The sequence below is a fragment of the Aquabacterium sp. genome (genome assembly GCF_049317225.1).
In the GTDB taxonomy this organism is placed as follows: Bacteria; Pseudomonadota; Gammaproteobacteria; order Burkholderiales; family Burkholderiaceae_C; genus Aquabacterium.
On record NZ_JBMOIR010000016.1, the window covers coordinates 41813 to 63421 of the forward strand.

Here is a 21609-nt window from a genome sequence, read left to right on the forward strand (position 1 = left end):
CATCAATTCAGGAAACTGCCGGCATCAATATCGCCGCCAATCTTGTCATCCCAAAACTTGCCCAAGCTGCCGATGGGGGTGCGGCTGCCGGTGTTGTGGGTCCACATGCGATCGGAGATGTTGGTCATCTGTGACTCCGCAATGGCATCGATCAGACGATAGTCATTGTTTTGCTTGAAGTCCTTCACATTGGCGAAGCGCTTGATCACCTCGCGCAGGCGGTCCTTGTCGTCGGTCGACTGAGCGGAGATGGCGGCCATGACATGGGCCAGACGCACGCCCTTGTATTCGCCGATGGTCATGGATGAGTCAAACGTGCTCTTGGCATCGTGGCCTTCCCCGGCGCCGGGGATGATGCTCCACACGGTGGCGCGACCCGCTTGGGGGGCGCCCCACCACTTGGCGTTGTCCAGGCAATTCATGGCACGTTCCACCATGGGCGCCACATCGGTGGGGACACCCACGGATTGCTGGGCTGCAATGTCGTTCTGAATGGCTTGCAGGCCACCAATCGAGCCCATCAGGTAGACCAGTTCGTCAAAGTCACGCTTGAACTTGGGGCAGGATTCGCCGTACTTGATGAAGTATTTCTGCTCCATCTTGTTCTTCATGCGCAGGAAGGCGCCGTATTGGCGTTCTGCAGCAGCGGCCAGGTAGCGCTTCTGGGCAATGCGGGCATCCTGGGCTTCGTCGGCACGCTTGTCACGGGCAGCGCGCAGGTAACGCATTTCTTCGCCCATGGCCTGGTTTTCCGAGCACACGCCGGCAGACGACAGCATCACGGTTTCCATCAGAGACGGGTCACCGTAGAAGTTGCGTGCGGCACCGACCAGCGGGGCGTTGACCATCGAGAAATTGCAAGCCATGTCCACGTCGCGCTCTTGCAGAACGGGTGGGGTGATACCGTCTTCCAGGATGGACAAGGTCGTGTTGGCGACATTGGATTGGATCATGGCGCAGCCGCCCATCGTCAGGGCCGAAACGGCCAGAGCGGTGGTGGTGAGCAGGCGGGTCAGCCGAGCGGTCATCAAGTGGTCTCCAAGGGTGTGGCAAGTGCCAAAAACTGCACAAAATTCTAGCCAGCCCCCTTTCTGACTTCGGGTGTCATCACACTAGGGATAGCCCGCGACACACCTGAATCAGGGAATGAAAAAGGCCCGTCTGGGACGGGCCTTTGTGTGGGTTAATCCGGGGGGGATCAACGGATGGGCTTGAAGCGTACGCGCTTGGGGCGTGCGCCTTCTTCGCCCAGGCGCTTCTTCTTGTCGGCTTCGTACTCCTGGTAGTTGCCGTCGAAGAAGAACCATTGCGAGTCGCCTTCGCAAGCCAGGATGTGCGTACAGATGCGGTCCAGGAACCAGCGATCGTGGGAGATGATCATGGCGCTGCCGGCGAATTCCAGCAGAGCATCTTCCAGCGCACGCAAGGTTTCGACGTCCAAATCGTTGGACGGTTCGTCAAGCATCAGCACGTTGCCGCCCTGAGCCAGCGTCTTGGCCAAGTGCAAGCGACCACGTTCACCACCGGACAGGTTGCCCACCAGCTTCTGCTGGTCGTTGCCCTTGAAGTTGAAGCGGCCGATGTAGGCGCGCGAAGGCATCACGAACTTGCCCACCACGATGTTGTCGAGGCCGCCCGAAACGTCTTCCCACACGGTCTTGTCGGCGGCCAGGCCTTCACGGCTCTGATCGACGAAGGCCAGCTTGGCGGTCTTGCCGATGCTCACTTCGCCGCTGTCAGGCTGCTCGACGCCTTGGATCATGCGGAACAGGGTCGACTTACCTGCACCGTTCGGGCCGATGATGCCGACGATGGCGCCCGCAGGTACCTTGAACGACAGGTTGTCGATCAGGCAACGGTCGCCGAAAGACTTGGTGACGTTCTTGAACTCGATGACTTCATTGCCCAGGCGATCGGCCACGGGGATGAAGATTTCGTTCGTCTCGTTGCGCTTTTGGTATTCGACGTCGCTCAGCTCTTCGAAGCGGGCCAGACGGGCCTTGGACTTGGCCTGACGACCCTTTGCGTTCTTGCGAACCCATTCCAACTCTTGCTTCAGTGCCTTGGCGCGTGCGTCTTCGGTCTTCTGCTCTTGCTCCAGACGGCGTTCCTTGGCGTCCAGCCAGTCGGAGTAGTTGCCCTTGTAGGGGATGCCTTGACCGCGGTCGAGTTCCAGAATCCACTCGGCTGCGTTGTCCAGGAAGTAGCGATCGTGGGTGATGGCCACCACGGTGCCCGAGAAGCGGCTGAGGAATTGCTCCAGCCAGTCGACGGATTCAGCATCCAAGTGGTTGGTGGGTTCGTCGAGCAGCAGCATGTCGGGCTTGGACAGCAGCAGGCGGCACAGCGCAACGCGACGCTTTTCACCACCGGACAGGTTGCCGATGATGGCATCCCAGGCTGGCAGGCGCAGGGCGTCAGCGGCCAGTTCCAGTTGCAGGTCGGTGTTTTCAGAGCCAGCGGCGGCGATGATGGCTTCCAGCTCGCCTTGCTCGGCAGCCAAAGCATCGAAGTCGGCATCGGGCTCGGCGTAAGCGGCGTACACCTCGTCCAGACGCTTCTTGGCAGCCAGCACGCCACCAATGCCTTCTTCCACGGCTTCACGCACGGTTTGCTCGGGATTCATCACCGGTTCCTGGGGGAGGTAACCGATCTTGATGCCGGGCATCGGGACTGCATCACCCTCGATGTCCTTGTCCACGCCCGCCATGATCTTCAGGAAGGTGGACTTGCCGGAGCCGTTCACACCCAGCACGCCAATCTTGGCGCCCGGGAAAAAGCTCAGGGTGATGTCTTTGAGAATTTGGCGCTTCGGGGGAACGATCTTCCCGACGCGGTTCATGGTGAATACGTACTGGGCCATGGAGTGCTTGATTTGGGTGGCGACGAGATTGCGCCAAACCTCGTAGCTTACGGCATGTTGGGGCGCCTGAGATCGAGCGGGTTACACCTTCAGGCGTTGAAACAGACTTTCGACCTCTTGCTGGGCCTGATGCCGTGCCTGTTCGTCGGTGACACTGGCCAGATCCAACAGGGATAGCTTGAGATTCATGAGCCCGTCTCGGAGTGCGAACAATGCGGTCTGAATTTCGTGCAACTGCGCGGACTGAGAGTCTGGAGGCAAGGGCTGGTGCATGGGGTACATCCAGGCCCCGTACTGCTTTGCCAGCAAATGGCGGGCTGCTGACAGGAGCCTTGTGTCAGCCGCTTGCCGACAATGTACCGGGGTAACCCTGGGTGCTGGTAGCGCTTGGTTGGGGGGATATGTGGTGCGCTTTCAGTAGGTGACTTCTATTTTTGCAATGCGATTTGAGTGCTCAGCCAGGCGGTCACATCGTCCATCGCTGCATCCACCGACCACTGTTTACGACGCCCCGACGCGCCACGCAAGAGTTCCACGCGCGATTGCGGAACCCCCAACTGTGTTGCGAGCCATTTGCGCAGTGCATCGTTGGCGGCACCGTCGACCGGCGGGGCGGCCAGTCGTAGACGCAAGGCGCCATCGTGCCAGCCAACAATTTCGGTCTTCTTGGCGTTGGGTGACACACTGATGTCGATCACGACTTTTTGGTTCGGTGCCTTGCCATCGGTGCGCAAGCAGGACCAGACGGTTGCTGTGTTCATGATGCGATGCTGCCATGAAAAAACCCGGCCGAAGCCGGGCTTGAGACGGGTTCACGCGCTCTGAAAAATCAGGGCTTGTTACCTGTCGGGAAAGGCCATGCGGCTTGTGGGCTCAGCGTGGTCTTGGCTGCAGGCGCAGCAGGTTTCTTGGCTGGAGCAGCCTTCTTGGCAGGCGCAGCAGCTTTCTTCGGGGCTGCTGCAGGCTTCTTGGCGGGGGCGGCGGCCTTTTTCGGGGCAGCAGCGGCCTTCTTGGCAGGCGCAGCAGCCTTCTTAGGTGCGGCAACGGCCTTCTTGGCTGGTGCGGCAGCCTTCTTGGGGGCAGCGGCCTTCTTGGCCGGAGCGGCAACCTTCTTGGCTGGTGCAGCGGCCTTCTTGGCAGGCGCGGCAGCCTTCTTGGCTGGTGCAGCGGCCTTCTTGGGGGCTGCAGCCTTCTTGGCTGGAGCCGCGGCCTTCTTCACAGGAGCGGCAGCCTTCTTAGCGGGCGCAGCAGCCTTCTTGGCGGGTGCAGCTGCCTTCTTGGCAGGCGCAGCAGCCTTCTTCACAGCGGCCTTTTTGGCCGGAGCGGCTTTCTTTGCTGCCGCTTTTTTTGCAGTTGCCATACGTATCTCCTTGATCAAGTTGCAAAGAGCACTGCACTGCAGCATGCAGCACAGGGATTCATCACCCACAGCCCCCTAGGATCTGGGCGGGGTGTGATGAATGGGGTGGGTCGGGGCAGCATGTCCTGGTCGATCCAATGTGCTCTTTGCATACTCGGATCAATCCCAGGACAGGGCGCCGCCTGACTGGTATTCGATAACGCGGGTCTCGAAGAAGTTACGTTCCTTCTTCAAGTCAATCATTTCACTCATCCAAGGGAAGGGGTTCTCTTCATTCGGGAACAACTCTTCCAGGCCGATTTGTGTGGCGCGGCGATTGGCGATGTAGCGCAAGTAGCCCTTGAACATCGATGCGTTCAGGCCCAGGACACCGCGTGGCATGGTGTCTTCAGCATATGCGTACTCCAGATCCACAGCCTTTTGGAATAGCGCCTTGATCTCAGCCTTGAAGGATGACGTCCACAGGTGTGGGTTTTCCAGCTTCAGTTGATTGATCAAGTCGATGCCGAAGTTGCAGTGCATCGACTCGTCTCGGAGGATGTACTGGTACTGCTCGGCCGCGCCGGTCATTTTGTTTTGGCGTCCCAGGGCCAGAATCTGCGTGAAGCCCACATAGAAGAACAAGCCTTCCATCAAGCAGGCGAAGACGATCAAAGACTTCAGCAGCGCCTGGTCGTTTTCAAAAGTACCTGTCTTGAAGTTGGGGTCCATGATTGCGTCAATGAACGGAATCAGGAACTCGTCCTTCGCACGGATCGATGGCACCTCGTGATAGGCATTGAAGATCTCGCCTTCGTCGAGTCCCAGGCTTTCAACGATGTATTGATAGGCGTGGGTGTGAATGGCTTCTTCAAAGGCCTGGCGCAGCAAGAACTGACGGCACTCGGGTGCTGTGATGTGGCGGTAGGTGCCCAAGGTGATGTTGTTGGCGGCCAAAGAGTCAGCCGTCACGAAGAAGCCGAGGTTGCGCTTGATGATGCGGCGCTCGTCTTCGCTCAAACCATTGGGGTCTTTCCACAGTGCGATGTCGCGAGACATGTTGATCTCTTGCGGCATCCAGTGGTTGGCGCAGGTGGCTAAGTATTTGTCCCAAGCCCACTTGTACTTGAAGGGCACCAGCTGGTTGACGTCGGTCTGACCATTGATGATGCGCTTGTCGGCCACGTTGACGCGACGATTGCTCACGCTGGCGGCCGATTGGGACTGGGGATTCGCAGAAGGTGTCACGCTTGCAGCAGACACGGCGGACTGCAGAGCCGGTGCGGCAACAGCCGACGCAAGAACGTTCCGTGCATCGCCGAGCGAAGAGGGCACAGAACCAGTCGGCTTTGAAGTGGCGTTGGAGGATTCGTCGTCCCAGACCAGCATGGTGAACATCCTATGGAATTGGATTATGGAAGGGTGTTGTGAAAAACACCAAGCACTTCTTGACATCGAGCCCGCTTGCTTGTTGCAAGCCAACATCGAAAGTGGTCGAGCGGTGCGAAAAGATGGGCGTTTTCGACGTGCGTGGCCACAAGGCCTCAAGCAGTCAGGCGTGCTTGAGAAGCCTTGAGGCTCACCGCATGATCGACTGCAGAAGTCTTATTGACAGGCTTCGCAGTCAGGGTTGTCGATGGAGCAGAACTTCACGTCGGTGGCGGGTTCGGCTTGCGCTTCAACGGGTGTGGTGACGTTGTTGGACACCGCATTGAGTTGGCCGCGCGAGATCGTGGACTTCTCGGCATGGGTGGCGCCAATGGTGCGCAGGTAGTAGGTCGTTTTCAGGCCGCGGATCCACGCCAGCTTGTAGGTTTCATCGAGCTTCTTGCCCGATGCGCCGGCCATGTAGATGTTGAGGGACTGGGCTTGGTCGATCCACTTCTGGCGACGCGAAGCCGCTTCCACCAACCACACGGGCTCGACTTCGAAGGCCGTTGCGTAGAGGCTCTTGAGGTCTTCTGGCACACGATCGATGCGACGCAGCGAGCCATCGAAGTGCTTGAGATCCATGATCATCACGTCGTCCCACAAGCCCAACTTCTTCAGGTCGCGCACCAGGTACTCGTTGACCACGGTGAACTCGCCGGACAGGTTGGACTTGACCGACAGGTTGCCGAAGCAAGGTTCGATCGAAGCGTCCACACCAATGATGTTGGAAATGGTAGCAGTGGGCGCGATGGCCACGCAGTTGGAGTTGCGCATGCCGTGTTGCGTCACGCGGGCACGCAGAGCGTCCCAATCCATGGTCACGGATTGATCAACCTCGACGTAACCACCACGCTGTTCGGCCAGCAACTTCACCGAATCGATGGGCAGGATGCCGCGGTCCCACAGCGAACCGCGATAACTGCTGTAGCGACCGCGCTCTTCGGCCAGTTCGGTCGATGCCCAATAGGCGTAGTAGCACAGGGCTTCGGTCGAGCGATCGGCAAACTCGACGGCTTCCTGGCTGGCGTAGGGCACGCGCAGTTGATACAGCGCATCCTGGAAGGCCATCAGGCCCAAGCCAACGGGGCGGTGACGCAGGTTCGAGTCACGTGCCTTCTTGACCGCGTAGTAGTTGATGTCGATCACGTTGTCGAGCATGCGCATGGCCGTGCGAACCGTCTTGCGCAGCTTGTCGTGGTCGATGCCGCCGTCCTTGAGATGTTGCGACAGGTTGACCGAGCCGAGGTTGCACACGGCGATCTCGCTGTCATTGGTGTTCAGGGTGATTTCCGTGCACAGGTTGGACGAGTGCACGACCCCGACGTGCTGCTGGGGCGAGCGCACGTTGCAAGGATCCTTGAAGGTGATCCAGGGGTGGCCGGTTTCGAACAGCATCGTCAGCATCTTGCGCCACAGGTCCACGGCCTTGATTCGCTTGAAGGGCTTGAGTTCACCGCGATCGGCCTTGGCTTCATAGGCGGTATAGGCCTCTTCGAAAGCCAAGCCGAACTTGTCGTGCAGATCGGGGCAGGACGAAGGCGAGAACAGGGTCCAGTCGCCACCTTCCATCACGCGCTTCATGAACAGGTCGGGGATCCAGTTGGCCGTGTTCATGTCGTGGGTACGACGGCGATCGTCCCCAGTGTTCTTGCGCAGCTCCAGGAACTCTTCGACATCCAAGTGCCACGATTCCAGATAGGCGCAGACTGCACCCTTGCGCTTACCGCCCTGGTTGACGGCCACGGCCGTGTCGTTGACGACCTTCAGGAACGGCACGACGCCTTGTGACTTGCCGTTGGTGCCCTTGATGTGCGCACCCAGGGCGCGCACCGGGGTCCAGTCGTTGCCGAGACCGCCCGCAAACTTGGACAGCAGGGCGTTTTCCTTGATGGCTTCGTAGATGCCGTCGAGGTCATCGGGCACCGTGGTCAGGTAGCACGACGACAGCTGCGAGCGGCGTGTACCGGCGTTGAACAGTGTCGGGGTGGACGACATGAAGTCGAAGGACGACAGCAGTTCGTAGAACTCGATGGCACGGGCTTCGCGGTCGATTTCGTTCAGCGCCAGGCCCATGGCGACGCGCATGAAGAACGCTTGCGGCAATTCAATGCGCACGCCGTTGTGGTGCAGGAAGTAGCGGTCGTACAGCGTTTGCAGACCGAGGTAGTCAAAGTTCAGATCCCGCTCATGCTTGAGTGCAGCGCCCAAACGGGCCACGTCGAACTGCCCCAGTTTGTCATCCAGCAACTCGGCTTCAATGCCGCGCTTGATGAACTGCGGGAAGTAATCGGCATAGCGGGTGGCCATCTCGGCATGGATCACCTCTTCGCCCAGGATTTCGCGGCGGATGGTGTGCAGCAGCAGGCGAGCGGTGGCGCGTGTGTAGGCGGGATCGTGCTCGATGCGGGTGCGGGCAGCCAGGATGGCGGCTTTGTAGACCTCGTCAATCGACACGCCGTCATACAGGTTGCGCTGGGTTTCAGCCAGGATGGGGGTGGCTTGAACGTCGTCACCCAAGCCAGCGCAGGCCGACTCGATGAGGGCTTGCAGTGCGCCCAGGTCCAGCGGCACGCGCTGACCACGGTCCATGACGTGCAGGGTGGGCAAGGCTGCGGCTTGTTGCTCGGCAGCTTGCTTGGCGCGTTGCTGTGCGCGGCTTTCGCGATACAGCACATAAGCGCGGGCGATTTCATGGTGGCCGCCACGCATCAGCGCGAGTTCGACCTGATCTTGAACGTCTTCAATGTGGAAAGTGCCACCGCTTGGGCGCGAGCGCAGCAGGCCACGCACCACGGCTTCGGTCAGTCCATCGACGGTTTCACGCACGCTGGCCGAAGCGGCGCTTTGCGTGCCGTGTACAGCCAGGAAGGCCTTCATCATGGCCACAGCGATCTTGCTGGGCTCAAACGCCACGACCGAGCCATTGCGGCGGATGATGTGATAAGCCGAGTAGGCCGACTGACGAGCCTCTTGGCTCGATTCCACCGGGCCTTGCGCAGGCTGAACGGACAAAGAGGCGGTGCTGGACGTGGATGTTTGCATGTGCTTCCCTTGAGAGCGTGCCGCTGGACACAAGTCGGCTTGGTCGGGCACGCGATGTACGGTCAGAAACGAGTGGCGGCCTGGTGGCGTCTCGTTCCGATTGGCACTATATCTGGTGTTTTTTGTGTCCGCAAGCGCTACCAGTAGTGTTTTGTCCGCTGTGGGTTCTTTTTATGCGGTACAGTACTGTCTATCAGGAAAGACCCTCAAATGGGCTTCGTGTACGCATCGTTTCCCTAGAGGGGATCTGCTTCAGGCGTGGGTTGTCGCAGGTGGAAACATGCTGCTTTCCCAAGCAGTCATGGTCTGCAATTTGGTCCAGTCAAAGGCCTTTCCCGGATCTTGTTTGCGGCCGGGGGCGATGTGCTCATGTCCGGCGACCTGCGTGATCGGGAACTGCGCTTGCAGATGGCGCAGCAGGGTAGCCAGCGCGTCATATTGCGCAGGCTCGAAGGGGTGGTTCTCCAGCCCCTCCAGCTCAATACCCACCGAGTAATCGTTGCAGTTGTCCTTGCCTTGCCAGCTGGAGCGTCCAGCGTGCCATGCGCGGTCCAGCACGGACACAAACTGGACCACTTCACCGCAGCGTCTGATGACGAAGTGCGCCGACACCTCCAGTCCCCGAATCTGTTCGAAGTAGGGGTGTGCAGACCAGTCGAGTTGATTGGTGAAGAGCTGCTCGATCTCCGGGCCACCATACTGGCCCGGCGGAAGGCTGATGGAATGGATGACGGCCAATGAGATGGCCGTCCCTGACGGACGCGGGCCAAAGTTGGGGGATGGTGATGAGCGGACGGTCGTCAACCAGCCGTGGTCCCACAGACTGGCACCGGGCAATGTGGCGTCATTCGCAGTCATGGTCGAGATCGAATCGTTCGCCGATGGTCACGCCATCAGGGCCAACGTTGACACCAAGTCTGGCCATGCGGTAGCGCATCTGGCGCAGTGACAAGCCCAAGCTTGCGCCCGCTGCTGTTCGATTAAGCCGATGCTTTTCAAGCGCACGAATCAGGATGTCGCGCTCAATCCGGTCCAGATGGGAGGCCAGGTCAGAAGGAAGTGTTGCTGTAGCGGGCTCTGTGTGCGTTGGCGTGACATCGGCGGTCGTTACGGCAGCAGGAATGTTTGATGTGGATTCGGCTGCCACGGCGGCTGGCTGCGTCGGCAACCCAAGGTCCTCGGCCTCCAGTGTGTTGTGATTGGACAGTGCCACGGCGCGGTGCAACAGGTTTTCCAACTCCCGGACGTTGCCGTCGAAGGCGTGATGGGTCAGCGCACTCAATGCGTTCGCACTCAATGTGGCCGGTACATCCATCCCGGCCTCATGAGAGATGCGATCCAGAATACGCTGACATAGCTGCGGCAAGTCTTCTTTCCGATCACGTAGCGATGGCAACGTGATTTGAATGACGTTGAGTCGGTAGTACAAGTCCTGGCGGAATCGGCCAGCTTGCACCTCCGACTGAAGGTCTTTGTGGGTGGCGCTCACCACGCGCACATCGACATGAATTTCGTTGGTGGCGCCCACCGCGCGGACGGCTCGCTCCTGAATGGCGCGTAGCAGTTTGGATTGCATCGGGAGCGGCAAGTCACCGATCTCGTCCAGAAACAGTGTTCCGCCGTGCGCGGCCTGGAAGAAGCCGTCACGGTCTTCGTTCGCACCTGTGAACGATCCCTTGCGATAGCCAAAGAATTCGGCCTCAAGCAATTGCTCAGGAATGGCGCCACAGTTCACCGCGATAAACGGCTTGGATGCCCGGCTGCTGACGTCATGAATAGCGCGTGCGGCCAATTCCTTGCCAGTGCCCGATTCGCCCCAAATCAAGACGGGGGCCATGCTGCGCGCCACCTTGTCGATGAGGATGCGCACTTGCTGCATGGCCTGGCTGGTGCCCACCAATCGGGCCAGCGCGCTGGAAGCCTGACCGCTGGCAGACAGTTGCGCGGACTGGGGTGTGGCCTCTGTCGTGGGCTGCGTGTGGCTGATTGCGGCGGGGGCGGGTGCCGGGAGTTGCGGTTGCGCCAATGCCGAGGCCACCACCTGCCGGAACTGCTTGAGGTCGACCGGCTTGGTGAGGTAGTCGTACGCGCCGGCCTTCAATGCGCTGACAGCGTTTTCTGCAGAGCCGTAGGCCGTGATGACGATGGATCGCTCCGATCGTCTGTCGGCTTCCAGCTTGCGGATGAGATCCAGTCCTGTGCCGTCAGGCAATCGCATGTCGGTGATGACCAAACTGTAGGTGTGGTCCTGAAGCAGCAGTAGCGCGTCGTCGACGCAGCCTGCAGTGTCGATGTCATAACCCTCGCGCAGGAGCGTGAGTTCATACAACGTACGGAGATCCGGCTCGTCGTCGACGACCAAGAGGCGATGTTGATGGGGGGCGCTCATGCGGATGGGAGGCTGCAGCTGTTCGACTCGATGGGCATCGTGATGAAGAATTCGTTGCGATGTCGCAGGGGGGGCGGGTGCAACCTGTAGTCGATGTTGGCGCCGTGGCGTTCGCAAAGTTCTCGAGAAATATACAAGCCCAGACCGGATCCTCGGCTTCGTGTCGAGAAGAACGGTTCAAACAGAGATCGTTCGGTTTCGGCGGTGATGGGATCGCCATCACTGGAGATGGATAGCACGACCAGGCCATGCCCAATCGCCGCCGGCATGTACTGAATGCGGGCCTCAATCGCGCCCGGGGCTTGGCTGCCATGTCGCAAGGCATTGTCGAGCAGGTTGATCAGAACCCGTTGCAGGTGTTCTGGCTCAAATCTGACGGAGATGGCGCCTTCTCCGGGCGGCCGGTCTGCGCAGACATCCATGTGGAGGACGCCTTCTGTACTGGCTGGCAGTCCTTGCGTTCTGCACCAATCCAGGCAGATTTGCTCGGTGGTGGCGATCAGGTCGATGACGGGAGCAGGGGGCCTGGCCCCTGGCGAAACGGCCAGGATGTCATCAACGATGTGCTTCAGACGATTGACGTTGTCCTTGACCATGGTGGTCAGGCGCACCTGGGTGGGGTCCGTGGCGTCTTCGGCAAGCAAAGCATTCGCTTGGGCAATGGCCGCCAAGGGGTTGCGGATTTCGTGAGCAATGCCCGCAGACATGCGACCCATGGCCGCCAGTTTGTCCTGTCGCTGGCGGGCACGTACCAGGCGAAGGTCTTCCAGCCAGACCACGCACATGTCTTCTGCGCTGCGGCTGGACTGGTTGCGGGTGAAGCGGGTTCGAATGCGTAGATCCCGTGTGGTCTGATCGTCAAACAGAAGCTGCAACTCTTGTCCACGCTCCCCTTGAACCGGAGATGCCATGGCCTGCTCGATTGCTTGAACCAACGGGATCCAGGCGGGAACGCCGCGCAGCTGGAAAGGCGGCGCTGAAGTCTGTGCATGAGACGAGAGAAGGCGTCGAGCAGCAGGGTTGGCTGTTCGCACACACCCCTGGCGATCCAGCACCAGCACCCCTTCACTCATCTCCTCAATCACGAGTCGGTTGAGTTGGGCTTGTTGTCTGGCGAGCTCCATGCTGCCGCGTGCCGATCGCTCCTCGTTGGCCAGGCGCGAGGACAGTTCGCTGGACAGTGCCGCAATGGCGAACAGACCGAAGCCTGTCAAGCCGGTTTGCGTCAGCATCGACGTCAGCGAACTCAGATCCGTCGACTGAACCCACGCTTCTGCAAGCAGGTTGATGGTGGCGGCCGCAGCCACACCCAAAGACACCAGACGTGGCAACAAAATGCCAGCCATGAGAACCGGCAAGACGAGCAACGCCGTCGTGTTGACGTTGCTGATCGTGACGTATTGCAGCACGGAGAAAAACAGCAGGTCCAACCCGACGGTGGACAATGCCTGGCGTTTGCTCAGTTTGCGCTGTCTGGGGTGACGTAGCTTGCGTTGTGAGGGCCATAGCCACAGCAGCAGCGTGGTGGCGGCATAAACCAGGGTCACGGGGACCCAGGCAGACGTTCGGTTACCGATCAGCCAATTGCCAGCCAGCAATAGCAGCATCACGATGGCGAGCAGGGCACGGGCGCTCAGGAACGCCCGGTAGGTTCGCAAAAAAGTGCCAGCCCCGACATTGGTGTCCGGTGGCGTTGTGTCTGATGTCGCCGTGTCTTGCAAGACACTGTCATCCAATGTGCCAAACCAGGACAGCCCGCTTTGCGCGTCGTCGAGCATGCTCGGAGTGTCGATAGGGCGTTTGGACTTGGGCACGACAGATCTGTGGTGGGGTCGGGCTCAATGGCCCGGGCCGGAAGCAAGGTGTTCCTTGGAGCAATAGGGTCGGCCTTCGCCATCCCGGTGCGCTTCCGAGGCAGGTAGATGCACGTCGCAGTGTGCGCAACGCAGCATCTGCTCGGTTTCGTGTGTGTGCGGCTTGGCGCTTGGCCTTACCTGTTTGCCCAGCACCTTTTGGACTGCTGGGGAGTGGTACAGCCAAATGATCAGGCCGAGCAGAATCAGAAACTTCAGCATCGTCTCTGCTCAGTGAGTGCCGCGCTGCAGAATCACTTCCAGCACGAAGCGAGATCCCACATAGCCCAACAGGAGCAAGGTGGACCCTGCAATCAGCCAGCCCACAGCCTGTCGCCCTCGCCAACCGAATCGTGCCCGTCCCACCAGCAAGGTTGCAAACACGCCCCAAGCCAATACGGAGAACACACTCTTGTGATCCCAATGCCATGGGGTGGTCAACCAAAAGCCGAGTGCCAACGTCAGCGTCAGCATCACGAACCCTGCGGACACAAACTTCAGCGTCAGTCGTTCCAGTCGCAGCAAGGGCATGCCCAGCGCTTGCCCGCGTACCGGTGCCGGAATTTGTCCGGATGCACCTGAGTTGGCGCGCATTTGTCGCTCAGCGTGCCGCAGCAAAGCTGCGTGCAGCAGTGCCGCGCCAAACAGGCCATAAGACGCAAAACCCAACAGCCAATGCAGGGGCAACCAGTTGGATTGATTGACCAGTGGGTAGGGACGGCCCGGGTAAATCCATGCCAAGGCCACGGTGATGGCGGCCAGCAGGGTTAGCAAACGGCGCACGCTGGGCAATTCCAGACGGTGACTTTCCAGTGCGTAAACTGCGATCACCAGCCATGATGTGACGGACAGCGCAGGCGCAAAGCCAAATCGCGCCCCTGCCAATTGCCCGTCAATGATGAGCGTGTCGAGGACAATAGCCACTCCTTGAGTCAGCCAGCCCAACGCAAGCAAGGCCCAGATCCGGCGATCCGGAAGGGGCGTTGAGGCCGCTGGATGGTCTGACTGAGGTCGAGAAGGCAGACCGCTCCCGAGCAAGTAAGCAACGATGGCTACCGCACTGGGCCAGAATGCGAAGGGCAGGGACGAGGCGGGCGATAAAATCATCCTTCAAGTTTAAGAGCACAAAGCAGCGATTTCATGGCATCCAACCTCACTGAACGACTGAGTCGCCTGGTCAAGACCATGCGCGGTCAGGCCCGCATCACCGAAACCAACGTGCAAGACATGTTGCGTGAGGTCCGCATGGCCTTGCTGGAGGCCGACGTGGCGTTGCCCGTTGTCCGTGATTTCATCGCTCGCGTCAAAGACAAGGCACTGGGACAGGAAGTCGTCGCCTCGCTGACACCAGGGCAGGTGCTGGTCAGCATCGTGCAAAAAGAACTCGCCGCCACCATGGGCGAGGGCATTGCCGACATCAATCTGGCCACACAGCCGCCCGCCATCATCCTGATGGCTGGTTTGCAGGGGGCAGGTAAAACGACCACCACCGCCAAGCTGGCCAAGCACCTGATCGAAAAGCGCAAGAAAAAGGTGCTGACGGTGTCTGCCGACGTCTATCGTCCTGCGGCCATCGAACAGCTCAAAACCGTGACCGGTCAGGCCGGGGCGGAATGGTTCCCGTCCGAACCCAATCAGAAGCCGGCCGACATCGCTGCCGCAGCGGTGGACTATGCCCGCCGCCACTACTTTGACGTGCTGCTGGTCGATACGGCCGGCCGACTGGCCATTGATGAAGCCCTGATGGCCGAAATCAAGGCCTTGCACGCGCAACTCAATCCGGTTGAAACCCTGTTTGTGGTCGACGCCATGCAGGGTCAGGATGCCGTCAACACCGCCAAGGCGTTCAAGGACGCATTGCCGTTGACCGGTGTGGTCTTGACCAAGCTGGATGGTGACTCGCGCGGTGGTGCGGCGCTGTCGGTGCGTCAAGTGACGGGCGTGCCGATCAAGTTCGCCGGCGTCTCCGAAAAGATTGACGGTCTGGAAGTGTTCGATGCCGATCGCCATGCGGGCCGCGTGCTGGGCATGGGCGACATCGTTGCGCTGGTGGAAGAAGTCCAGAAGGGCGTTGACATGGAGGCCGCCCAAAAGCTGGCCGAGAAAGTCAAGTCAGGCGTGGACTTCGACTTCAATGACTTCCTGTCTCAAATCAGCCAGATGAAGAAGATGGGTGGCCTGTCAGGTCTGATCGACAAGCTCCCCACCGAAATCGCCGCCAAAGCCGGTCAGGCAGACATGGATAAGGCCGAGCGTGATGTGCGCCGCATGGAAGGCATCATCAATGCGATGTCGGCCAAGGAGCGCCGTCAGCCTGCTTTGCTGATGGATGGCAAGACCAAGGCCAGCCGCAAGCGCCGCATTGCTCAAGGGGCTGGCGTGCAGATTCAGGATGTCAACCGTTTGCTCAACCAGTTCGAGCAGATGCAGACCATGATGAAGAAGATGCGTGGCGGCGGGCTCTTCAAGATGATGAAGCGCATGGGCGGACTCAAAGGGGGCTTCCCCGGTATGGGACGGTAAGCCGACGGCGTGTCATCAAAAGCCGCCATGTAAACCTGATTGCATCAGGCTGAAGTGACTGTTAGCGTATGTGAATGATGTTTGCATGTGCGACCAGAGCCTTTATCCGGTCGTCAGCGTGCCGACAATAACGAGGAGGCAGGGTGTTGTGTCCCGCCATCCTGGAAGTCATAGGGAAACGCGGCATGATCGATATGGTCTCAATGTGGCCTGTGGTGGCTGGTGGACTGGGTTCACTGGGCGTTGCAGGCGTGTGGTTGTACCGACGCAAGCTCGTTCACGGGGCCTCGGGCAGTCGCCCGGACGGTGGTGAGCGCAGCAAATCAGAAAAAGCGGACATCAAGGCTCGGTCGGGCAAAAAGCATGCGGCCACGTATGACAACCTGGATACCGTGGTCGATTGGGAGCCGGTTGCCACCCGTGTGTTGACGGTGCCTGAGCGCGAGGCTTATGCCATTTTGCGCAAAGCCCTGCCAGAGCACATCATCTTGGCGCAGGTGCCTTTGGCGCGATTCGTGAAAGTGCCCACCCGCAACTCGTACAGCGAGTGGTTGCGCCGTGCCGGTTCGCTGTGTGCGGATTTGGTGGTGTGCGACATTTCGTCGCAAGTCATTGCTGTCATTGAGGTGCGACAACCCGCATCCAAAGAGAAGGAGCGCAGTCAGCGTCGTCATGCCCGCATGGATCGCGTGCTCACGGCAGCACGCATTCCCGTGCATGTCTGGCTGGAGGGGGCTCTGCCGGGAGCCGTGGTGGCTCGCGAAGCCATTTTGGGGGCCGCAGCAAGCACGGGGCGCACCAGCATTGGCGACCTCAACATGGCCCGCCGCGATGCAGAGGCCGCCGCCGTGGTGGCTGCCATGCAAACAGGTGGCAGCATGCATGGCATGTCGGTGAAGGAGTCAACGCCTGTTGACTTCAACCTGGATGAGTTGGCGGGTCGTTCTGCTCGGGCAGAAGACGAGGACGACGACGAGATCAATCGCAAAGATCCACCACCATCCACGTGGTTTGATGACCTTGACACGACCAGTCCGTCACCGCTGGACGAGACACCGGCCCGTCATCACTGAGTGCCCGATCAGGCCAGCAAGGCCTGTGCGAACTCGCGCGCCTTGAAAGTTTGCAGGTCTTCGAGCTTTTCGCCCACTCCGATGAAGTACACCGGCACAGACTTGTGGCGCTCGCGTGACCACAAGGCGATTGCGGCCAGCACACCACCCTTGGCGGTGCCATCCAGCTTGGTCACGATCAGGCCGGTCAGGCCCAGCGCATCGTCAAAAGCCTTGACCTGCGACAGCGCGTTCTGACCCGTGTTGCCGTCAACCACCAGCAGCACTTCGTGCGGCGCGGTGTCCATGGCTTTGCCGATCACGCGCTTGATCTTGCGCAACTCTTCCATCAGGTGGAGTTGCGTGGCCAGGCGTCCGGCGGTGTCAGCGATCACCACATCACAGTTGCGTGCGCGACCTGCCTGAACAGCGTCAAACGTCACCGCAGCGGGGTCGCCACCTTCCTGGCTGACGATCTCCACGTGGTTGCGGTCAGCCCAGACCGACAACTGCTCACGTGCGGCAGCACGGAAGGTGTCGGCAGCAGCCAGCAGCACTTTCTGCTCGGCATCGGCCAGATGGCGTGTCAGTTTGCCAATGGTCGTGGTTTTGCCGGCGCCATTGACGCCAGCCACCATGATGACGGTTGGCGTGTGTTGCCCGACAGCCAGCGATTGCTCCAGCGGTGTCAGCAACTCGGTGATCGAGTCGATCAGCAGATGCTTGACTTGCTCGGGCGCGGTCGCTTTGGTCTCTTTCACCCGGCGCTTGAGGTCGTCCAGTAGGTATTCGGTGGCTGCCACACCCGCATCGGCCATCAGCAAGGCGCTTTCCAGCTCCTCGTACAAGGCGTCATCGATCTGTGTGCCCGTGAACACCTGAGCGATGCTGGAGCCCGTCTTGCGCAGGCCTGCGCGCAGTTTGTCCAGCCAGGAACGGCGTTCAACGGCGGGGGCAGGTGCTGCCTCCGGTTCGGCGGGTGCTTCGGCAATGACCGATGCAGCCACAGGGGCGAGGCTTGCCTCAGGCTCGACCTCGTTGGCGACGACCGGGTTAGTAGCAGGTGGCGTGGAAGCGGGCGCGGCAGCGGCGGCTTCCGAGCTGTCAGACGAAGGTGCGGGCACATCGGCTTGCTCGTCCGACTTGGCACCCCATCCCAGCTTTTTCTTGATGAAACTGAACATGGCTGACATTGTAGAGGGCAGGGTTTCTACAATGCGCGTTTTGGCAGGTAACCATGACGCGTCGCAATCCATCTTCTCGCTCGACCGCCGCCGCTGCTGACAGCGGCAAGGCTGGCCAAATCAAAGCTGCACAGTCTGTGGCGCGCACCGCTGCCCAAGAGGTTCGGATTCTGGGCGGGCAGTGGAAGCGCACGCCGTTGCCCGTGCCGGTGTCGGCCGGCCTGCGTCCGACGCCCAGCCGCGTGCGAGAAACCTTGTTCAACTGGTTGGGCCAGGATTTGTCGGGTTGGCGTGTACTGGATGCCTTTGCCGGATCGGGCGCCCTGGGCCTGGAAGCGGCCTCAAGGGGGGCTGCGGAGGTGAGCCTGATCGAGCGAGATCCCCAATTGGCGCATTCGCTCAAAACTGTGGTCACCCGATTGAAAGCCGCGCAGGTTCAGGTCCAGCAAGCAGATGCGTTGAGCTGGATGCGCCAGCCTGCACGTGCGCAGGCATTTGATCTGGTGTTTCTGGACCCGCCGTTTGACGACGACATGTTTGTGGATGCTTTGCGTGCCGCCATGCCGTGTGTGGTGGAGCAGGGGTGGATTTATCTGGAAGCGCCCCGCGCGATGGCGGATCAGCCTGAGTTGTTGGCAGAGTTGGGCTTGCGCGTGCACCGACACGGGCAGGCCGGCATGGTGCACTTTCACCTCTTTCAGCGCGTGGCCGTTGCCGCAGCCTGATGCATCGTGAATCTGGCGCCGTAAACTCTCGCTTGCGTCCTGGACGGACGCTGCCCCGCCGCTGAATGGAGTCCCGATTGAGCTCGTCTACCCCTTTGACCGCTGTTTACCCTGGCACATTTGACCCCATGACACTGGGGCACGCCGACTTGATGCGTCGTGCCAGCCAGTTGTTTGGTCGTTTGATCCTGGCTGTGGCGGCAGGGCACCACAAGAAGACGATGTTTTCTCTGGACGAGCGGCTGGCCATGGCCCGAGAGCTGGCGGCAGACTATCCGAATGTGGAAGTGATGGCCTTTTCCGGTTTGCTGCGCGACTTCGTGGTGGCGCAAGGTGGCAAAGTGGTGGTGCGCGGCTTGCGAGCTGTCAGCGACTTTGAGTATGAATTTCAGATGGCTGGCATGAATCGCCAACTCATGCCCGATGTGGAAACGGTTTTCCTGACCCCGTCGGACCAGTATCAGTTCGTGTCGGGCACATTTGTGCGTGAAATTGCCATGTTGGGTGGCGATGTTTCCAAGTTCGTCGCGCCCAACGTGCTCGCGCGCTTGCACGACCGTGTGGCCCAACGCCAGGCGTGAAGCCTGGCAGCAATGACACAGAGAGCAGGACAAGACCGTGGCACTCAAGATCACCGAAGAATGCATCAACTGTGATGTGTGCGAACCCGAGTGTCCCAATCAGGCCATCTCGATGGGCGAGACGATCTACGTCATCGACCCCAACAAGTGCACCGAGTGTGTTGGGCACTTTGACGAACCCCAGTGCGTGCAAGTTTGCCCCGTCGAGTGCATTCCCGTGGACCCGGATCGCACGGAAACGCGTGAGCAACTCATGAGCAAGTATTTGAACCTGCAGCAGTTGGCCAAGCAGGTTCAGCAAGCCTGATTGCTTCAACGGCGGCTGGAGGTGTGGCTGCCCTTGTTGGCCTTGGGAATCACGGCCGTGAACGGGCGTGGCTGCCTCTTGGCAGGGGGGAGCAGCGATGACGCGGGTGGCGTGCTTTTCGCCTTGTGAGGATGCGTGCGATCGGCTGCCACAGTCAGCGGCATGGCCGGCAGTGAGACAGCGCCCTGATCGTCCCGGTGTTGCGTCTGACGAAGCTGTTTCTCGAGCGCATGTTCGGCTTTGCGTGCATGAACGGCCTGCGTGTGCTGAGCAGGCGTGCGTCGATCGGCGAAATCTTGGCTGGCTGAAACATCACCTGCGCAAGGCGTTTGGCTGTACGTCACGTGCCCATCTAGCGGGTTGCGACACACGTAGCTGCGCGTGGCGCTGGTCTGAGCCCAGATACAACTGGTGCTCAGTGCCAGTAGCGCCGTCATGGCCAGACGAACTGGCAACTTGCCAAGTAAGGTTGATGCAGCCATAAATCCTCCTTGTTTTGTGTCATGGCTGACCACCTGTAGGTCGGCTCACCTCATGAGGCGGGCGAGTCCGATGCAGGTGTATCGGTGGCGGCGGGCTTGCCCGACGCCGGATCTTTGCGCGGTGGCTTGGGGCGCTGGGGCTGTGCGTGAACCAGCGCCACGGCCTTGTTCAAGTCGCCCTGCAGCATGGGCTCGGTGGCCGTGAGGGCCAGATCAATGCATTTGACGATGGCTTCGCGTTCGCTTTGAGGCGGCTTGCGTAACACATAGTTGGCCACCTCATGCTTGACGCCAGGGTGGCCGATGCCCAGTCGCAAACGCCAGTAATCGGGGGTGCCCAACTGGGCGTGGATGTCGCGCAGGCCATTGTGGCCACCGTGGCCGCCACCCTTCTTGAGCTTGACCTGGCCGGGGAGCAGGTCGAGTTCATCGTGAACGACCAGAATCTCTTCAGGATTGATCTTGAAGAAGCGCGCCAGTGCCGACACCGACTTGCCGGACAGGTTCATGTAGGTCTGGGGCTGTAGCAGCCACACCGGGCCTTGTGCGGTGTTCGCGCGCGCAACCAACCCGTGATACGCGCGATCGGGCTGGAGGTATACGCCTAGCTTGCGCGCCAGATCGTCGATGTACCAGAAGCCGGCGTTGTGGCGGGTGTCTTCGTATTCGGGGCCAGGGTTGCCCAGGCCGACAAAGAGTCGAATCATGATGGCTGGCGATTATCGTGAGTGGATCCCACAAAAGAAAAGCCCCGCCGAAGCGGGGCTTGACGCAGAGCCTTGCGACTCTGGGGCAGCATCTGCAAGCAGATTACTTCTTGCCCTTCTTGCCCTTGGCGGGTTCGGCAGCAGCTTGAGGTGCAGCGATGACTTCCTCGACGGGCTCGACCACGGTGGCGATCACGGGGTTCTTGCGACCATGGGTCAGAACCTTGACGTGGCTGTCCAGCTTCAGGTCTTCCACGTGGATCGATTGACCCTTGACGACGTTGCTCAGGTCAACGGTCAGGAACTCAGGCAGCTGTTCAGCCAGGCACTCGATTTCCAGTTCGGTCACGACGTGGTTGATGATGCACTTGTCGATCTTGACAGCGGTGGACTCGGCTTCGTTCACGAAGTGCAGAGGCACCTTCTTGTGGATCTTGGTGGTGGCGTCGATACGTTGGAAGTCAACGTGCAGCACCAGCTTCTTGAAGGGGTGGACTTGGTAGTCGCGCAGCAGAACCTTCTCGACTTGGCCGTTCAGGTCCATTTCCAGGATGGAGGAGTGGAAAGCCTCTTTGCGCATGGCGTGGTACAGCGCATTGTGGTCCAGCTCGATGTTGGCAGCAGGCTTTCCGGCGCCGTAAACGATGCCAGGGGTCTTGCCAGTGTTGCGCAGGCGGCGGCTCGCTCCGGTCCCCTGCAGATTGCGCTCGAAAGCGGTGAATTTCATGGATAACTCCAGGTTGGTATAGCGCCCGCGACCAGGCGCTTGAAAAAAGACCGGGCATTGTACCCGGTCAGCAAGACGGATCAGAAGTTGTTGTTCTGTTCCGAGAAGAGAGAGGTCACCGATTCACCGTCAGTGATGCGACGGATGGTTTCGGCAAACAGGAAAGCGGTCGACAACTGACGGATCTTGGGGGTTGACTTGGCCGCTTCGGTCAGGGGGATCGTGTTGGTGATCACCACTTCGTCGAGGTGGGAGGCCTTGATGCGCTCGATAGCAGGGCCCGAGAACACGGCGTGTGTGCAGTAGGCGTACACGCTCTTGGCGCCACGTTCCTTCAGCACTTCGGCGGCCTTCACCAGGGTGCCGGCGGTGTCGATCATGTCGTCCATGATCACGCAGTTGCG

The 21609-nt window shown here is 60.1% G+C and carries 22 protein-coding genes; 5 read left to right on the top strand and 17 right to left on the bottom strand.

All coding sequences use genetic code 11. From position 1 onward, the window contains the following. Nucleotides 1–2 precede the first annotated feature (2 nt). The 12 genes from ACOYNB_RS10840 to ACOYNB_RS10895 all read right to left on the bottom strand — a co-directional run bounded on the left by ACOYNB_RS10840 (nt 3) and on the right by ACOYNB_RS10895 (nt 13841). Nucleotides 3–1028, bottom strand: coding sequence for a hypothetical protein (locus ACOYNB_RS10840; RefSeq protein WP_422839084.1), 1026 nt, complete (start codon nt 1026–1028; stop codon nt 3–5). A gap of 170 nt (nt 1029–1198) precedes the next feature. Beyond that, nucleotides 1199–2863, bottom strand: a complete 1665-nt coding sequence (gene ettA, locus ACOYNB_RS10845; RefSeq protein WP_374258418.1) for an energy-dependent translational throttle protein EttA — start codon at nt 2861–2863, stop codon at nt 1199–1201. An 81-nt stretch (nt 2864–2944) separates the two neighbouring features. Beyond that, nucleotides 2945–3136, bottom strand: a complete 192-nt coding sequence (locus ACOYNB_RS10850) for a hypothetical protein (RefSeq protein ID WP_422839085.1) — start codon at nt 3134–3136, stop codon at nt 2945–2947. 155 nt (nt 3137–3291) lie between these two features. After that, nucleotides 3292–3624, bottom strand: coding sequence for a DUF167 domain-containing protein (locus tag ACOYNB_RS10855; protein WP_422839086.1), 333 nt, complete (start codon nt 3622–3624; stop codon nt 3292–3294). Between the two features lie 68 nt (nt 3625–3692). Continuing rightward, entirely contained in the window at nt 3693–4223 is a 531-nt protein-coding gene (locus ACOYNB_RS10860) for a histone (protein ID WP_422839087.1), read from the bottom strand. A gap of 159 nt (nt 4224–4382) precedes the next feature. Further along, complete coding sequence (locus ACOYNB_RS10865) at nt 4383–5591, bottom strand: ribonucleotide-diphosphate reductase subunit beta (protein ID WP_422839088.1); 1209 nt, start codon at nt 5589–5591, stop codon at nt 4383–4385. A 216-nt stretch (nt 5592–5807) separates the two neighbouring features. Further along, nucleotides 5808–8675 carry a ribonucleoside-diphosphate reductase subunit alpha gene (locus tag ACOYNB_RS10870; protein WP_422839089.1) on the bottom strand — a complete coding sequence of 956 codons (2868 nt, stop codon included), beginning with the start codon at nt 8673–8675 and terminating at the stop codon, nt 5808–5810. 252 nt (nt 8676–8927) lie between these two features. After that, entirely contained in the window at nt 8928–9533 is a 606-nt protein-coding gene (gene ampD, locus ACOYNB_RS10875) for a 1,6-anhydro-N-acetylmuramyl-L-alanine amidase AmpD (protein WP_422839090.1), read from the bottom strand. Continuing rightward, nucleotides 9520–11064, bottom strand: coding sequence for a sigma-54-dependent transcriptional regulator (locus tag ACOYNB_RS10880; protein ID WP_422839091.1), 1545 nt, complete (start codon nt 11062–11064; stop codon nt 9520–9522). The genes ampD and ACOYNB_RS10880 overlap by 14 nt, the downstream gene beginning before the upstream one ends. Continuing rightward, a complete protein-coding gene (locus ACOYNB_RS10885; RefSeq protein ID WP_422839092.1) occupies nt 11061–12842 on the bottom strand; it encodes a sensor histidine kinase in 1782 nt (593 codons plus the stop codon). Before ACOYNB_RS10885 ends, ACOYNB_RS10880 begins: the two co-directional genes overlap by 4 nt. Before the next feature lie 60 nt (nt 12843–12902). Continuing rightward, the gene (locus tag ACOYNB_RS10890) at nt 12903–13139 is read right to left on the bottom strand and encodes a PP0621 family protein (RefSeq protein WP_422839093.1); all 237 of its coding nucleotides are present in this window, start codon (nt 13137–13139) and stop codon (nt 12903–12905) included. A gap of 9 nt (nt 13140–13148) precedes the next feature. After that, nucleotides 13149–13841: a cytochrome C assembly family protein gene (locus tag ACOYNB_RS10895; RefSeq protein WP_422839094.1), complete on the bottom strand. Its 693-nt coding sequence runs from the start codon at nt 13839–13841 to the stop codon at nt 13149–13151. Nucleotides 13842–14057: 216 nt separating this feature from the next. Between ACOYNB_RS10895 and ffh the strand changes: the two genes are divergently transcribed. Beyond that, on the top strand, nt 14058–15440 hold the full coding sequence (gene ffh / locus ACOYNB_RS10900; RefSeq protein ID WP_422839095.1) for a signal recognition particle protein: 1383 nt from the start codon (nt 14058–14060) through the stop codon (nt 15438–15440). 185 nt (nt 15441–15625) lie between these two features. Further along, entirely contained in the window at nt 15626–16513 is an 888-nt protein-coding gene (locus ACOYNB_RS10905; RefSeq protein ID WP_422839096.1) for a DUF2726 domain-containing protein, read from the top strand. Nucleotides 16514–16521: 8 nt separating this feature from the next. Here ACOYNB_RS10905 and ftsY read toward each other — a convergent pair whose 3' ends face one another. Beyond that, nucleotides 16522–17676, bottom strand: coding sequence for a signal recognition particle-docking protein FtsY (gene ftsY / locus ACOYNB_RS10910; RefSeq protein ID WP_422839097.1), 1155 nt, complete (start codon nt 17674–17676; stop codon nt 16522–16524). A 53-nt stretch (nt 17677–17729) separates the two neighbouring features. Between ftsY and rsmD the strand changes: the two genes are divergently transcribed. The 3 genes from rsmD to ACOYNB_RS10925 all read left to right on the top strand — a co-directional run bounded on the left by rsmD (nt 17730) and on the right by ACOYNB_RS10925 (nt 19289). Further along, the gene (gene rsmD, locus ACOYNB_RS10915) at nt 17730–18401 is read left to right on the top strand and encodes a 16S rRNA (guanine(966)-N(2))-methyltransferase RsmD (protein WP_422839098.1); all 672 of its coding nucleotides are present in this window, start codon (nt 17730–17732) and stop codon (nt 18399–18401) included. Nucleotides 18402–18466: 65 nt separating this feature from the next. Continuing rightward, nucleotides 18467–18982 (top strand): pantetheine-phosphate adenylyltransferase, encoded by a 516-nt coding sequence (coaD, locus tag ACOYNB_RS10920; RefSeq protein WP_374258441.1) that lies wholly within the window; start codon nt 18467–18469, stop codon nt 18980–18982. Between the two features lie 37 nt (nt 18983–19019). Beyond that, entirely contained in the window at nt 19020–19289 is a 270-nt protein-coding gene (locus ACOYNB_RS10925) for a YfhL family 4Fe-4S dicluster ferredoxin (protein ID WP_422839099.1), read from the top strand. Between the two features lie 5 nt (nt 19290–19294). On the opposite strand, the gene ACOYNB_RS10930 is transcribed toward ACOYNB_RS10925, so the two are convergent. The 4 genes from ACOYNB_RS10930 to prs form a co-directional block, all read right to left on the bottom strand. Next, entirely contained in the window at nt 19295–19771 is a 477-nt protein-coding gene (locus ACOYNB_RS10930) for a hypothetical protein (protein WP_422839100.1), read from the bottom strand. A 50-nt stretch (nt 19772–19821) separates the two neighbouring features. Beyond that, entirely contained in the window at nt 19822–20478 is a 657-nt protein-coding gene (gene pth / locus ACOYNB_RS10935) for an aminoacyl-tRNA hydrolase (RefSeq protein ID WP_422839101.1), read from the bottom strand. Nucleotides 20479–20581: 103 nt separating this feature from the next. Further along, complete coding sequence (locus ACOYNB_RS10940; RefSeq protein WP_422839102.1) at nt 20582–21205, bottom strand: 50S ribosomal protein L25/general stress protein Ctc; 624 nt, start codon at nt 21203–21205, stop codon at nt 20582–20584. A gap of 80 nt (nt 21206–21285) precedes the next feature. Beyond that, a partial coding sequence (gene prs, locus ACOYNB_RS10945) for a ribose-phosphate diphosphokinase (RefSeq protein WP_422839103.1) occupies nt 21286–21609 on the bottom strand: 324 nt, incomplete at its 5' end.

What these genes read in the sequence shown, in the direction of transcription:
- ACOYNB_RS10840 (WP_422839084.1), bottom strand. Translation starts at nt 1,028, where the DNA reads ATGACCGCTCGGCTGACCCGCCTGCTCACCACCACCGCTCTGGCCGTT.
- ettA (WP_374258418.1), bottom strand. Translation starts at nt 2,863, where the DNA reads ATGGCCCAGTACGTATTCACCATGAACCGCGTCGGGAAGATCGTTCCC.
- ACOYNB_RS10850 (WP_422839085.1), bottom strand. Translation starts at nt 3,136, where the DNA reads ATGCACCAGCCCTTGCCTCCAGACTCTCAGTCCGCGCAGTTGCACGAA.
- ACOYNB_RS10855 (WP_422839086.1), bottom strand. Translation starts at nt 3,624, where the DNA reads ATGAACACAGCAACCGTCTGGTCCTGCTTGCGCACCGATGGCAAGGCA.
- ACOYNB_RS10860 (WP_422839087.1), bottom strand. Translation starts at nt 4,223, where the DNA reads ATGGCAACTGCAAAAAAAGCGGCAGCAAAGAAAGCCGCTCCGGCCAAA.
- ACOYNB_RS10865 (WP_422839088.1), bottom strand. Translation starts at nt 5,591, where the DNA reads ATGCTGGTCTGGGACGACGAATCCTCCAACGCCACTTCAAAGCCGACT.
- ACOYNB_RS10870 (WP_422839089.1), bottom strand. Translation starts at nt 8,675, where the DNA reads ATGCAAACATCCACGTCCAGCACCGCCTCTTTGTCCGTTCAGCCTGCG.
- ampD (WP_422839090.1), bottom strand. Translation starts at nt 9,533, where the DNA reads ATGACTGCGAATGACGCCACATTGCCCGGTGCCAGTCTGTGGGACCAC.
- ACOYNB_RS10880 (WP_422839091.1), bottom strand. Translation starts at nt 11,064, where the DNA reads ATGAGCGCCCCCCATCAACATCGCCTCTTGGTCGTCGACGACGAGCCG.
- ACOYNB_RS10885 (WP_422839092.1), bottom strand. Translation starts at nt 12,842, where the DNA reads ATGCTCGACGACGCGCAAAGCGGGCTGTCCTGGTTTGGCACATTGGAT.
- ACOYNB_RS10890 (WP_422839093.1), bottom strand. Translation starts at nt 13,139, where the DNA reads ATGCTGAAGTTTCTGATTCTGCTCGGCCTGATCATTTGGCTGTACCAC.
- ffh (WP_422839095.1), top strand. Translation starts at nt 14,058, where the DNA reads ATGGCATCCAACCTCACTGAACGACTGAGTCGCCTGGTCAAGACCATG.
- ACOYNB_RS10905 (WP_422839096.1), top strand. Translation starts at nt 15,626, where the DNA reads ATGATCGATATGGTCTCAATGTGGCCTGTGGTGGCTGGTGGACTGGGT.
- ftsY (WP_422839097.1), bottom strand. Translation starts at nt 17,676, where the DNA reads ATGTTCAGTTTCATCAAGAAAAAGCTGGGATGGGGTGCCAAGTCGGAC.
- rsmD (WP_422839098.1), top strand. Translation starts at nt 17,730, where the DNA reads ATGACGCGTCGCAATCCATCTTCTCGCTCGACCGCCGCCGCTGCTGAC.
- coaD (WP_374258441.1), top strand. Translation starts at nt 18,467, where the DNA reads ATGGAGTCCCGATTGAGCTCGTCTACCCCTTTGACCGCTGTTTACCCT.
- ACOYNB_RS10930 (WP_422839100.1), bottom strand. Translation starts at nt 19,771, where the DNA reads ATGGCTGCATCAACCTTACTTGGCAAGTTGCCAGTTCGTCTGGCCATG.
- pth (WP_422839101.1), bottom strand. Translation starts at nt 20,478, where the DNA reads ATGATTCGACTCTTTGTCGGCCTGGGCAACCCTGGCCCCGAATACGAA.
- ACOYNB_RS10940 (WP_422839102.1), bottom strand. Translation starts at nt 21,205, where the DNA reads ATGAAATTCACCGCTTTCGAGCGCAATCTGCAGGGGACCGGAGCGAGC.